This window comes from Ancylobacter sp. FA202 (assembly GCF_000380205.1).
GTDB lineage: Bacteria > Pseudomonadota > Alphaproteobacteria > Rhizobiales > Xanthobacteraceae > Ancylobacter.
Genome location: NZ_KB904818.1, coordinates 2,918,984 through 2,931,923, shown reverse-complemented (window position 1 = coordinate 2,931,923; position 12,940 = coordinate 2,918,984). Strand labels below are relative to the sequence as shown.

Annotated in this window: 13 protein-coding genes; all 13 read right to left on the bottom strand. The window is 67.5% G+C overall.

All coding sequences use genetic code 11. The features are described 5' to 3' along the window. Window positions 1-99: 99 nt before the first annotated feature. Window positions 100-852 carry an arsenical resistance protein ArsH gene (arsH, locus tag A3M1_RS0113330; protein ID WP_018389474.1) on the bottom strand — a complete coding sequence of 251 codons (753 nt, stop codon included), beginning with the start codon at window positions 850-852 and terminating at the stop codon, window positions 100-102. Next, a complete protein-coding gene (locus tag A3M1_RS0113325; RefSeq protein WP_018389473.1) occupies window positions 849-2,105 on the bottom strand; it encodes an MFS transporter in 1,257 nt (418 codons plus the stop codon). The genes arsH and A3M1_RS0113325 overlap by 4 nt, the downstream gene beginning before the upstream one ends. After that, window positions 2,102-2,467, bottom strand: coding sequence for a helix-turn-helix transcriptional regulator (locus tag A3M1_RS0113320; protein ID WP_018389472.1), 366 nt, complete (start codon window positions 2,465-2,467; stop codon window positions 2,102-2,104). The genes A3M1_RS0113325 and A3M1_RS0113320 overlap by 4 nt, the downstream gene beginning before the upstream one ends. Before the next feature lie 76 nt (window positions 2,468-2,543). Continuing rightward, complete coding sequence (arsB, locus tag A3M1_RS0113315) at window positions 2,544-3,605, bottom strand: ACR3 family arsenite efflux transporter (protein ID WP_198291177.1); 1,062 nt, start codon at window positions 3,603-3,605, stop codon at window positions 2,544-2,546. Between the two features lie 37 nt (window positions 3,606-3,642). Continuing rightward, window positions 3,643-4,080 (bottom strand): arsenate reductase (glutaredoxin), encoded by a 438-nt coding sequence (arsC, locus tag A3M1_RS0113310; RefSeq protein WP_018389470.1) that lies wholly within the window; start codon window positions 4,078-4,080, stop codon window positions 3,643-3,645. Further along, complete coding sequence (locus A3M1_RS0113305) at window positions 4,070-4,474, bottom strand: helix-turn-helix transcriptional regulator (RefSeq protein WP_018389469.1); 405 nt, start codon at window positions 4,472-4,474, stop codon at window positions 4,070-4,072. The genes arsC and A3M1_RS0113305 overlap by 11 nt, the downstream gene beginning before the upstream one ends. A gap of 82 nt (window positions 4,475-4,556) precedes the next feature. Beyond that, complete coding sequence (locus tag A3M1_RS0113300) at window positions 4,557-5,696, bottom strand: ABC transporter substrate-binding protein (RefSeq protein ID WP_018389468.1); 1,140 nt, start codon at window positions 5,694-5,696, stop codon at window positions 4,557-4,559. Between the two features lie 7 nt (window positions 5,697-5,703). Then, a complete protein-coding gene (locus A3M1_RS0113295) occupies window positions 5,704-8,037 on the bottom strand; it encodes a TonB-dependent receptor (protein WP_018389467.1) in 2,334 nt (777 codons plus the stop codon). Window positions 8,038-8,136: 99 nt separating this feature from the next. Next, window positions 8,137-9,117: a FecR family protein gene (locus A3M1_RS0113290; RefSeq protein WP_245261668.1), complete on the bottom strand. Its 981-nt coding sequence runs from the start codon at window positions 9,115-9,117 to the stop codon at window positions 8,137-8,139. Between the two features lie 100 nt (window positions 9,118-9,217). After that, window positions 9,218-9,718, bottom strand: coding sequence for an RNA polymerase sigma factor (locus tag A3M1_RS0113285; protein ID WP_018389465.1), 501 nt, complete (start codon window positions 9,716-9,718; stop codon window positions 9,218-9,220). Between the two features lie 176 nt (window positions 9,719-9,894). Continuing rightward, window positions 9,895-11,217 carry a TRAP transporter large permease gene (locus A3M1_RS0113280; RefSeq protein ID WP_018389464.1) on the bottom strand — a complete coding sequence of 441 codons (1,323 nt, stop codon included), beginning with the start codon at window positions 11,215-11,217 and terminating at the stop codon, window positions 9,895-9,897. Further along, the gene (locus A3M1_RS0113275; RefSeq protein WP_018389463.1) at window positions 11,214-11,720 is read right to left on the bottom strand and encodes a TRAP transporter small permease subunit; all 507 of its coding nucleotides are present in this window, start codon (window positions 11,718-11,720) and stop codon (window positions 11,214-11,216) included. The genes A3M1_RS0113280 and A3M1_RS0113275 overlap by 4 nt, the downstream gene beginning before the upstream one ends. A 134-nt stretch (window positions 11,721-11,854) precedes the next feature. Further along, on the bottom strand, window positions 11,855-12,877 hold the full coding sequence (gene dctP / locus A3M1_RS0113270; RefSeq protein ID WP_018389462.1) for a TRAP transporter substrate-binding protein DctP: 1,023 nt from the start codon (window positions 12,875-12,877) through the stop codon (window positions 11,855-11,857). Between the last annotated feature and the right edge of the window lie 63 nt (window positions 12,878-12,940).

Genomic DNA, 12,940 nt, shown 5'->3' with positions numbered 1-12,940 from the left:
CAGTGACAGTGCCGGCACCTCTGGAGCGCGAAACGGCGGAGAAGCGCCATTTCTATCGGCTTTATTTCGGGACGGATCGACATAATCAGGCGCGGCCTGTCACCGCGACGGGGCCGTCTCGGTCATGGCGATGGTGGAGAGATCCGCCTCCGCCGCCACCGCCGCCTTGAGCGCGGCCTCGCGGCGCTCGCTGTAGCGGCTGGTGAAATAGTCCCGGCGGTCGCGGGTGAGCAGAGTGAACTTCATCAGCTCCTCCATCACATCGACCACCCGGTCATAATAGGGCGACGGCTTCATCCGCCCGTCCTCATTGAACTCCTCGAACGCCTTGGCGACCGAGGACTGGTTGGGGATGGTGATCATCCGCATCCAGCGGCCGAGCACGCGCAGCGTGTTCACCGCATTGAAGGATTGCGAGCCGCCCGACACCTGCATCACCGCCAGCGTGCGCCCCTGGGTCGGGCGGATGCCACGATATTCCAGCGGCAGCCAGTCGATCTGGCTCTTGAACACGCCTGTGATGGTGCCGTGCCGCTCCGGGCTGCACCAGACCTGGCCCTCCGACCATTCCGACAGGCTGCGCAATTCCTGCACCTTGGGATGGTCGGCCGGCACGGCGTCCGGCATCGGCAGGTCGCGCGGATCGAAGATGCGGGTTTCCGCCCCCATGGCGGTGAGCAGGCGCGCCGCCTCCTCGACCAGTAGCCGGCTATAGGACCGCTCGCGCAGCGAGCCGTACAGCAGCAGGATGCGCGGGGGATGGCTCAGCGGGCTAGCGGGCGACAGCTTGTCCGCGTCCGGCCGGTCGAAATGGGCGGGGTCGAGCGCGTCGGTGAAATCGTCTGTGGTCATCGGGCAGCCTCGGATGATGCGCGGCGCGACAGGAAGGCGGCGAGCCAGAAGCCGCACGCCAGCAGCAGCGTCAGGACGATGATGGCGGCGAGCACGCCGTCATAGGAGCCCGACATCGACCAGATGAGCGCGGCGCCGAGCGGGGCCACCGCGCGCGAGATCGTGCTCGGCGCCGACATCGCTCCGTTCACCGCGCCATAGGCCTCGCGGGTGAGCATTTCCGGTACGGAGAGCCCGCGCACGATGGTGGTGATGCCGTTCGCCGCGCCATAGAACAAAGCGACGAGCGCGATCAGCAGGAAGCTCGGCGGCAGCACGTCGAGCGCCACCAGCGCCAGCGGGAACACCGCCACCGTGACCGAGCCGATCAGCCGCACCGGCGCACGCGGCGCGAACACCCAGATGGCGACGCGCCCCGCCACCTGCGCCGGGCCGATCAGCGTCATGGCGGCGACAACGGCGGAGACCTCGAACCCCTTCTCCACCAGCATCGGGTAGAGATGGAAGGTGAAGGCCGAGAAGGCGGCGGAATAGGCGGTGAACGCCACCGCCAGCGCCCAGAACACCGGCTGCCGCGCCGCCCATGCCACCGCTGCCCTGCCGCTGAGCGGCGCCGCCGAGGAGGAGCGGTGCGGCGGCGCGTCGGCGGCGGGGTCGATCACCGACCAGTAGCAGCCGGCGCAGACAAGGATGTTGATGCAAGCCAGCACCATGAGCGCCTCGCGCCAGCCCACCGTATCGAGCAGCAGTTGCACCAGCGGGATGAACACGGTGGAGGCGAAGCCGCCCCACAGGGTCAGCGCCGTGATCCCCGCCCGCGCATGCGAAGGGCCGGAGCGGCGGGCGATGACGGCGAAGGCGGGATCGTACAGTGTCGCCGCCTGCAGGGCGCCGATGCCGGCCACCGCGACATAGAACAGAGCGAGGCTCTCGACCTGCGACCACAGCACCAGCAGCAGGCCGGCCAGCACCGAGCCAATGGTCATGATCACCCGGCCATGGCCGCGGTCGATGGCGGCGCCGATGGGATAGGCCGCAAGCCCTGCGAAGGCGAGCCCCAGCGTCGCCGCGCCATAGAGCGCGCTCTTCGACCAGCCGAGTTCATGGCCCATCGCCTCGGCGATCAGCGGGAAGCTGTAATAGAGCGAGCCCCAGGAGCAGACCTGGCCGATGCCGAGCCCGGTGACGAACAGGCTGCGCGCGCCGGGCGGGCGATGCTCGCCGGCACCGGCGACAAGAACATTCTCGCTCACGCCCGCACTCCGCCCGCCCGCGCCACGCCGTCCGTGACGGGTGCCCCCTGCCCGCCGCTGTCGTGCGCGGCGCAGCCGGCATCGGCGCAGCATTCGTCGGCGAGATAGCCGATCAGCGCCTCCATGGCGGGGTAATGCGCGCGGCAGATCAGCGTCGTGGCGTGGCGCTCCTGCGTCACCAGCCCGGTGTCGACGAGGCGCTTGAGATGATGCGACAGCGTCGAGGCGGCGATGCCGATCCGCTCCTGCAGGCCGCCGACCGGCAGGCCGGCATGCCCCGCCCGCACCAGCGTCCGGTAGATCTGCAGCCGGGTGGGGTTGCCGAGGGATTCAAGCTGGCGGGAGGCTTGTTCGAGATTCATGGAAATAAGCTAGGCGCCGCCGCCATCAGTGGTCAAGCCCTGTTTCGACAAATGTCGAAATATCACTTACCGCCCCTCAAGAGGCGCCGGGCGCCGTCCGTGGAAACCACCACCGGCCGAGCCGCAGCGCGACATGCACCAGGAGGATCAGCACCGGCACCTCGACCAATGGCCCGATGACGGCGGCGAAGGCCACCGGCGAGGCAAGGCCGAAGGCGGCGATGGCGACCGCGATCGCCAGCTCGAAATTATTGCCGGCGGCGGTGAAGGCGATCGCCGTGGTGCGGGGATAATCCGCCTCGATCAGCTTGCCCATGGCGAAGCTGATGAGGAACTGGACGATAAAATAGATCGTCAGCGGAATGGCGATGATCACCGCGTCCATCGGCAGGCGCACGAGATCGCCGCCCTTCAGGCTGAACATGGCGACGATGGTGAACAACAGCGCGCCGAGCGTGATCGGGCTGATCTTCGGCAGGAACACGTTGGCGTACCAGTCCGGCCCCTTGCGGGCGATGAGGACGCGGCGGGTGAGGAAGCCGGCGAGGAAGGGAATGCCGAGATAGATCAGCACCGCCTCGGTGATGGTCCAGAAGCTGACATCCACCACGCTACCCTCCAGCCCGAACAATGGCGGCAGCACGGTGAGGAACAGCCAGGCATAGGTCGAGAAGAACAGGATCTGGAAGATCGAGTTGAACGCCACCAGCCCGGCGACATACTGGTTGTCGCCCTTGGCCAGCTGGTTCCACACCAGCACCATGGCGATGCAGCGCGCCAGCCCGATGAGGATCAGCCCGGTCATATATTCCGGGTAGTCGCGCAGGAAGATCACCGCGAGGGCGAACATCAGCGTCGGGCCGATCAGCCAGTTCTGCACCAGCGACAGCACCAGCACCCGCTTGTCGGCGAAGACGCGGTGCAGCTCCTCGTAGCGCACCTTGGCGAGCGGGGGATACATCATCAGGATCAGCCCGATCGCGATCGGGATGTTGGTGGAACCGACCGAGAGCGTGTTCAGCGCCTCCGGCAGGCCGGTGAACACCGTGCCGAGGATAACGCCCAGCGCCATCGCCGCGAAAATCCACACGGTGAGGTAGCGGTCGAGAAAGGACAGCCGCGCGGGCCGGGGCGTCATCGCCATTGTCTGGGACATCGGGGGTTCCGGTTCTCGTTCAGCCGGCGCGATGGCCGCTGGCGTCGATGACCAGCTCGCCGTCTTCCTTGCGGAATTCGCCGCGCTGCGGGGCGTCGATGAGGTCCAGCACCGCCTCCGAGGGCCGGCACAGTTTTACACCGCGCGGGGTGACGACGATGGGGCGGTTGATCAGGATCGGGTGCGCCATCATCGCGTCGAGCAGCGCGTCGTCGCTGAGCGCGGGATCGCCGAGCCCAAGCTCCGCATAGGGCGTGCCCTTCTCGCGCAGCAGGGCGCGGACCGGAATGCCCATGCAGGTGATAAGCGCCACCAGTTCCTCGCGGCTCGGCGGGGTCTTCAGATATTCGATGATAACAGGCGTGATCCCGGCATTGCGGATCAGCCCCAGCACGTTGCGCGAGGTGCCGCAGGCGGGGTTGTGAAAGATGGTGACGGCGGCACTCTCAGGCGACATCGCAGGCCTCCTCGGTGGAGTTTCCTTGGGCGTCATAGGCGTCGGCCTCATGGGCCCCGGTAGGGCAGCAGGGCTGAAGATCGGCGATCAGCGGGGCGCAGATCTCCGGCTTGCCGCCGCAACAATCCTTCAGGAGAAAGGAAGCCAGATGACGTACCGCCTCCAGCTGGGCGCGGTAGATGATGAGCCGGCTCTGGCGCTCGGCGCCGATCAGCCCGGCGCGGGCGAGAATGCCGAAATGGGTGGAGAGCGTGTTGTGCGGCACGTCGAGCCGGCGCGCCACCTCGCCGGCCGCCAGCCCCTCCGGCTCATGGGCGACGAGCAGCCGGAAGACATCGAGCCGGGTCGGCTGCGAAAGCGCCGCGAAGGCGGAGAGAGCTTGATCCGTGTCCATATGTCGACGATAGCCGACACGTGGACGCAAATCAAGCTCTCTGATTTGGCCCACCGTGTATGTCCGATGACCGGGCGGTGCCTTAGGGCGGCATCGCGGTCCAATAGGTGCCTTCCAATGGGAAGGGCTGGAAGCGCTGGTGCAGCCGGCGCAGCAGGCCTTCCGGGTCGAGATCGGCGAACAGCTCGGGGTGGAGCCACTTCGCGAAGGCCTGCAGCGCCGCGACATTGAACGGCGAATTGTAGAAATGGTGCCACACGGCAAACGCCCGGCCGGCTTTCACCGCCGGCATTTCGGCGATGCCGACGCGCCCGGTGGCGCGGGCAAGGCTCTCGGCCGCCTGCCGGGGCGCGACATCCGGCCCGAGCGCGATCCACGGGCTGTCGGGCGGGCTCGCGGCACTGCCGATGGCGGTGCCGATATAGATATCCGGCGGGTTGACCAGCAGATATTCGAGACTGACCGTGCCGGCATCGGCGGGGATGACGCCGGCGGCGAGGTTGCTGCCGCCCGTCGCGGTGACGAAATCGCCCATCATGCCGCGCACCATGGTCTCGCAGCAGGGCATCAGGCCCACCCGGCTCTCAATGAAGACGCGCGGCGCCGGCGGGCGGTGCCGCGCCAGCCGATCGCGCACCTGCTCATAGGCGGCGCGCCATTCGGCGACAAACGCCGCCGCCTCCTCCTCCCGCCCCAGCACGGCGCCAAGCACTTCGATGCTTTTGGGCGTATTGACCAGCGGATCGGTGCGGAAATCGATGAAGACGATAGCGATGCCGGCCTGTGCGAGCACCTCGATCACCCGCGCATTGCTCGCTCCCGGGCCGTGCCCGTCGAGCCCGAAAATGGCCACCTGCGGGCGCAGCGCCAAAGCCCGCTCCAGGCTGAAACTGTCCTGGGAAGCGCGGCCGAAGCGGGGAATGTCGGCGATGGCGGGGAAGCGGGCGCGGAAGCGGGCATAGGTCGCCGGATCGACCTGCTCATACTCGCCCATCATGCCGACGACGCGGCCGATGGGGTCGTCGCGGTCGAGAATGGCGAGGGCCGGGATATAGCGGCCCTCGCCGAGGATGAGGCGCTCGACCTTGTCGGGCACGATGACCGTGCGGCCGGCGAGGTCGACGATCTCCCGCGCCGCCGCCGCCGCCGGCCAGAGCGCGACCAGCCCGGCGACCAGCAGGGAAATAAGCGCGGCGGCGCGCGCGGCAGGGCGTGCCGTCATCGACGGGTCAGAACTTCGCCGATGCGGTGACGATGAAAGAGCGCCCCGGCTGGTAGAGCGGCACGACGTCCGCGATGTCCTGGCCATAGGTGCCGCGGCTGGCATAGGTCTCGTCGAACAGATTGTTGATGTCGAGCCGCAGCATCAGGTGCGGCGCGGTGACCGGCCGGTACTCCGCATAGACATTGACGACAGTATAGCCGGGAATGGTCGTCGTCAGCGTCTCGCCATCCGGCAGCAGCGCCGGCACGTCGTCCATCTCCAGCGCCACCTCGATGTTGCCGCCGATGGTGAGGCCCCATTCGGGAATCCTGTGGGCGGCGACGAAGGTGATCATCTGGCCGACCGGCGTGGCGAGGTAGTTGCCGGTGTCGGAATCCGCCGCCTCGCCGTCGATGGTGACGTCGATATCGGCATATTTCACCCTGACGAAGCCGGTCTCCCATTCATAGCCGCCGGCAATCTCGAAGCCGCGCGATTCGATGTCACGGGCGCGGATCGCACCCAGGACGCGGTTGCTGTAGGTGACGACGCGGGCATTGTAGATGTCGGTGCGGAAGATGCTGCCTTCCAGGGTGAAGCCCTGATAGGTCGCCTTCAGCCCCGCCATGGCGTTGTTCGAGGTCACCGGCTCGGCGCCGCCGTCATAGTCCCAGGCCGGGTTCATGTAGAAATTCTCGGCCAGCGGAATACCGGCCCAGACATGGGAATAGCCGGCGCGCGCGGTCAGGAAGTTCTCGATCACATCGTACTCGCCCGAGACATTGCCGCTGAGCCCGGCATTGTCCCACGACTCGCCTGTGGTGCCGGTGAACCACTGGTTATCAGCGCGGCCGCCGAAGGACAGGCGGGTGCGCTCCCACGGCTCCAGCCGCGCCTGGGCGTAGAGGCCGACATTGGTCGCCTTTTCGGTGGCGGCGTCATAGGGATCGTAGAGCTGGGCGGTGTCGTCGTAGAAGTCGATGCCGGCGATGACATCGCCGATGCCGAAGGCGAACTTGTTCTCGAACTTGCCGTTGAAGCTGTCGGTCTTGCCGGAGACCGTATAGGGCGAGGGCAGCCCGGAGCGGGGGTTGAGATAGGTGAGCTTGGAGATCTCCGTCGAGCTATAGGCCAGCACCAGCTTGGGATCCCACCAGCCCTCGGGCGTGGAGTCGGTGTAGGTGAACACGGTGTTCTGGCGCTGGATATCGTAGGGCGTCAGTTCCGGGTCCCAGGGCCGCGCACCGGGAAAGTCCGAGCCATTAGCGCGGTAGGGGCGCGGGGCGTCGTCGCTCACGCTCTCATAGCTGATGCTGAAGCGGTCGCCGGTGGGGGCCTCGTAGGACACCTTGCCGATGCCGTTGATGAGGTTGGTGCTGGTGCCCATCACCACATCGCCATTGCCGGCGGTGAACTCGTTGCCCTGGCCGATGTTGAAATAGCCCAGCGTCTCGAAGCCGCCCTGCCGGGCGTAGCCGGTGATGTTGGCGAGCGAGGTGTCACCATTGAAGTTGAAGGAGTATTTGCCGAAGCCGCCGAAGCCGTCGGCATCGAGAAAGTCCCGCGCGTCCTTGGTCTCATAGGCGATCGAGCCGGCGAGCGCGCCGGGGCCGGCATCGGCGGGGGCGACGCCCGCATCGACGCGCACGGCCTTCAGCACGCCCGGGTCGATCAGGTTGGTGCCCATATGGTGGAACACCTTGTTGTTCTGCCGGCTGCCGTCGATGGTGACGGCGAGGTTGGTCTCCTCGATGCCGTGGACATAGACCTTCTGCGACATCGGCACCGAGCTGCCGACCTCAATGCCGGGCTGCTCGCGGAACACATCGGCGAGGTTCTGCGGGTTGAGCCGCTCCAGCGCCTGCGGGCCGATCACCGTCTCGGCCACGCCGCCCCGGCTGATGCCGTCGCCGGCGACCGAGATGACGTCCAGCAATTCGCCCTCGACCGCGCCGCCGGCATGGCTTTCCACCGGCGCGCTCTGGCCGACCACGGCGGTGCCTTCGCCTGTTATGCGGAAGGCGATGCCGGTGCCTTCCAGCATGCGGGCAAGCGCCTGCTGCGGGGTGAGGCTGCCCTGCACCGGCCGCGAGGTGACGCCACGCGAGGTCGCGGAGGCCAGCGTCACCTGCAGGCCCGATTGCCGCCCGAAGGCGTTCAGCGCGCTGGCGAGGGGCTGGGCGGGAATGTTGAACGGGCGGGCCGCGCTGGTGGCGACGGGCGCCGGCGCTGTCTGCGCCACGGCGGAGGACAGGGCCGCCAGAGAGACAAAGGCCGTCGTCGCCATCAGGCGCAGCAGGCGCCGGTTCGTGCAGGATCGCGCCGCGTGATCGTCGGCGGGGCGCATCGGCGCGCTCATCAAGTCTACTCCCCAGATCGTTCCGTGCGTTCAGCGAACGCATCCCGGGTGTCAGACGATCGAGCGGATGCGGTTTTTCATCCCGACGGGCAAAATCTTCTAGAAGCGCGAGAGAACCCGCATATAGGGCGAGATTTCCCGCATCCTGCCACCATGCGGCTCCACCAGCGCGCGCAAAGCGCGGTCGGGATCGGTGAGATCATAGAGGCCGGTGACGCGCTGCTGCGCCAGGGTGCCGTCCGGCACGGTGATCCAGGCGCGGTGGTAGCGCTGCAGCTGCTCGACCACGGCGGCGATCGTCGCGTCCTGGACGAACAGCCGGCCCTCGCGCCAGACCGCGATGTCGTCCACCGCGATCTCGCCCTTCTCCAGCGCGCCGGTGCGCAGGTCGACCCGCGCGCTCTCGCCCGGCACCAGCCGGGCATGCGCCTGCCCATGGCCGGGATAGTCCAGGCTCACCGCCCCCTCCGCCAGCTCGACGCCGGCATCGGTGGAGGTGAGCCGCACATTGAAGCGGGTGCCGAGCACGGTGACATCGACACCGCCGGCATCGACCACGAAAGGGCGGGCCGGATCGGGGCGCACATCGAAGAACGCCTCGCCCGCCAGCAGCCGGACGACGCGCGCGGAGCCGCTGAGGTCCACCGCCACCGCGCTGTCGGCGCCGAGTTCGATCCGGCTGCCATCCTCAAGCGCAAGCGCCTGCCGCGCGCCGGTGCCGGTGCGGTAATCCGCCTCCAGCAGCAGAAGCAGCGCGGGAAAAGCGAGAAAAGCCGCAAGGCCCGCCGCCAGCGCCGCGCCGATCGCCAGCGGGCGCCACAGGCGTCGCGGAAAGGAAACGACGCGGGAATCGGCGGCGTCCTGCCGCTCATCGGCCCGAGGCTCCGCAGGGGCCGGCGCCAGCGCGGCCATGAGCTGCCAGGAATGTTCGACACGGGCATAGGCACGGCGATGCTCGTCCCGCTCCTCCAGCCATTGCGCCAGCGCGCGCGCCAGCGCGGCATCGCCGGGCGCTTCCCGCACCCGCATCAGCCAGTCCGCCGCCACCTCGTGGAGCGACAATGTTGCATCGTCAGTCAAGGCGCGTATCGCCGCTCATTCGCGCTTCTCAGGAAGCGGCACCGTTACCATGCAGAAGACGATCTGCTGCGCGCTAGTTTTCATGTCCACATCGCGATTGTCACCCGCCCGCCCGGTCGAGCTCCTGCGCCAGCCGCGCCAGCGCCGCGCGCACATGCCGATGGGCGGTGGCTACCGAGATGCCCAGCCGGGCGGCGACCTCCTCCAGCGTGCAGCCGGCGAAACGGTACATTTCCAGCGCCGCGCGCTGCTCGGGCGGCAGCTCGCTCACCAGCCGTGCCATCCGCCGCAGCTCGTCCCGGTCGATAAGCTGCCGCTCGGGCGAGGCCTCCGGCGCCGGCTGCGCCCAGTCGGGAAGCGCGTCCGATTGCGTGCGGGATTCGAGCCTGCGCCGCTTCAAGCTGTCGAAGGCAAGGTTGCGGACGATGCGGTAGAGATAGCCGATGCCGCGCTCGGCCTCCTCGCTCGCGGGCGGGAATTTGAGGAAGGCGTCATGGACCACGTCCTCGGCCGCCTCGCGCGAGCCAAGGATCGGCGTCGCATAGGCGACCAGCGCCGAGCGATGCGTGGCGTAAAAGCCCGACCAATCATTCCGTCCCATGCCGACAACATTGACCCTGGGTCACAGCGGAATGGGAATAGACGGATCGGTTTTTCTACGCAATCACAATGATTTAGAAGGAATACAATGTGTGCGGGCGCGGACGCCCGGCACGGGACTGGCCGCGCCCGCCAGCGACGGACGGGATCAGGCCGGCACGCCGGCGCCGACCGCCCTCACAGCGGGCCCATCACATAGGTGGGAAGCCAGGTGGCGATTTCCGGGAACAGGCTGAGAATGACGATGCCCATCAGCATCAGCACCACATAGGGCACCGATCCACGCAGCACCTGCTGGGCCGGCACCTGCGGCGCGATCGCCTTGACCACGAACAGATTGAGCCCGACCGGCGGGGTGATGAGGCCGATCTCCATATTGATCGTCAGCACCACCGCGAACCAATAGGGGTCGAAGCCCGAGGACACGATGATCGGGTAGAGCAGCGGCGCCGACATCACGATGATGGCGACCGGCGGCAGGAACATGCCGGATACCAGCAGGAACAGGTTGATCAGCGCCATCAGCACCCAGCGGTTCACGTCGAGCCCGGCGATGGCGGCGGCGACGGTCTGGGTGATGAACAGCGAGGACAGCGCGAAGGCGAAGAGTTCCGCCGACGCCATGATCATCATGATCATCACGCTTTCGCGCAGGGTGGAGGAGAAGATCTCGAAGATCGGCTTCGGCTGGAACAGCCGGTACATGATGATGACGACGCCGAGCGTCAGGAAGGCACCCGCGCCGGCCGCCTCGGAAGGCGTGGCGACGCCGCCATAGAGCACATAGAGCGTGCCGACGATGATGATGAGGAAGGGCGTGACCTTGGGCAGCGCGGCAATTTTCTGGCCGAAGGTGAAGCGATTGCCGCTGATGTCGAAGGTGAAGTTCTTGCGGCGGCAATCATAAAGCGCCCAGGCCATGAACATGGCGGTGAGCATCAGCCCCGGCATGACGCCGGCCAGGAACAGCCGGCCGATCGAGGTCTCGGTGGCGATGCCGTAGACGATCATCGTCACCGACGGCGGAATGAGGATGCCGAGCGTGCCGCCGGCGCAGATCGAGCCGGTGGCGACCGAGGCGGGGTAGCCGCGCTTGAGCATCTCCGGGATGCCCATCTTGCCGATGGCGGCGCAGGTCGCCGGGCTGGAGCCGGTCATGCCGGCGAAGATGGCGCAGGCGCCGATATTGGACAGAACCAGCCCGCCCGGCACCCGGTTAAGCCAGCGGTCCAGCGCCTCGTAGAGATCGCGTCCCGCCGGGGTGGCAGCCACCGCCGCGCCCATCAGCACGAACATCGGGATCGAGACATAGGCGAGGTTGGCGATGCCGGCGAACATGGTCTCGGCCAGCACCTCGAACACGCCGATGCCGTTCGCCATCAACAGCCCGCCAATGGCGGTGAGGCCCAGCGCGAAGGCGATCGGCATGCCGGTGGCGAGCAGCAGAAACAGCAGGCCGATGATGAGCCCGCCGGACAGAGTGGGGGAAAGGCTCATCATGCGTGACCCTCGGCTTCATAGGCGCCGCTCAGGCGGCGGACCAGCTCGGCGACATATTGCAGCGACAGCAGGGCGAAGCTGACCGGCAGCGGCAGCAGCGGGATCCACAGGGTGATGGCCGCGACCGTCGAGGTGCGCCATTCGTTGACATAGGCCTCGTGAAAGAACGTCGCGCTGGCGATGGTCATCAGCACCGCGAAGGTGAGGCCGAGCAGCGCACCAACGATGCCGAGAGCCCGCCTTGGGCCGGGCGGCAGCGCGATCTCGATCACGTCGACGCCCACATGGCCGCGGGTCTTCAGCACATAGGGCGCGCCGAGGAACATCGCCGCCGTGGCGGAGAACACCACGAAATCGGTCTGCCAGATGGTGGGGGCGCGGAAGACATAGCGCAGGAAGATCATCTCGCAGATCACCAGCATCGCCGCGACGAGCAGCAGCCCGGCGATGAGGCCAGCGACTTTGGAGAGAAGATCGACCGCTCGCAGGAACAGGCTGACCATGGGGAGCTTTCGCGTGTCGAAGGGAGGGGCGCGCGGCGCGGTGACGACGCCCCCGCCTTCTCGCGGGGGTGCGCCGTCACAGCTGCGCAGGCCAACGTCCCGCGGCGCCCGGGCGGGGCCGCGGGACGGGCGGGCTACTGGACGGACAGCGCCTTCTTGATCAGTTCGTCGCCGCCCTTCACCTTCTCGGCGAAGTTCTTGTAGGAGCTTTCCTGCGCCACCTTCAGCCAGGCGTCGTAATCGGCGGCGGACATCTCCACCACTTCGACCCCGGCCTTCTTGTAGGTGTCGATCAGCTTCTGGTCGCCCTTGCGCACCTCCTTGGCGAACCAGGCCTGCGCCTTCTTGCCGGCGTCGAGAAGCGCCTTCTGCTGCGCCGGGTTCAGCCGGTCGAAGGACTGCTTGGACATCAGCACCGGCTCATACATGAACCAGATCGCGTTCTCGCCGGGCGCGGTCAGGCACTTCACCTGCTCATAGAGGCGATAGGAAACGAAGCTCTCCGAGGAGGTGTTGGTGGCGTCGAGCACGCCGGTCTGCATGCCGGAATAGATTTCCGAGGACGGCATCGAGGCGATGGAGGCGCCGGCGGCCGCGAGCATCTGCTCGAAGGCCGGGCCGGCGGCGCGCGTCACCTGTCCCTTGATGCTGTCGGGCCCGGTGATGCAGCCCTTCTTGGAGGCGAAGGCGCCCGAGAGCCAGGCATCGGCGATGACCAGGGCGCCGTTCTTCTCGATGATCGCCTTGATCTCCTGCATGAAGGGCGAGTCGTTGAGGCGGTCGGCGCGATCGAAATTGCGCACCAGCCCCGGCATCAGCGTGGCGGAGAATTGCGGCACGCGGCCCGAGGCGTAGTCGAGCGGGAAGGAGGTGATGTCGAGCTGGCCCTTGGTGATGGCGCCCCATTGCTCGTTCGCCTTGAACAGCGACGCGCCCGGGAAGACCTGGATCTTCAGCCCGACATTGGCCGCCTCGACGTCGCGGGCGATCATCTGCACCATCTCGTCGCGGGGATCGCCCTTGCCGCCCGGGAACTGGTGCGAGGCGCGCAGGGTGATGTCCTGCGCGAAGGACGAAGTGGCGAGGGCGAGGCCACCGGCCAGGCTGAGGGCGCAGCCAAGGGTCAGGGCGCGCGCAAGGCGTCGCGTTGCGTTCATGGTTTCCTCCGTGTCGCCGCCTTCCGGCGGACTGTTGGCGTTTCCTCGGTATCGTCGCGTCGG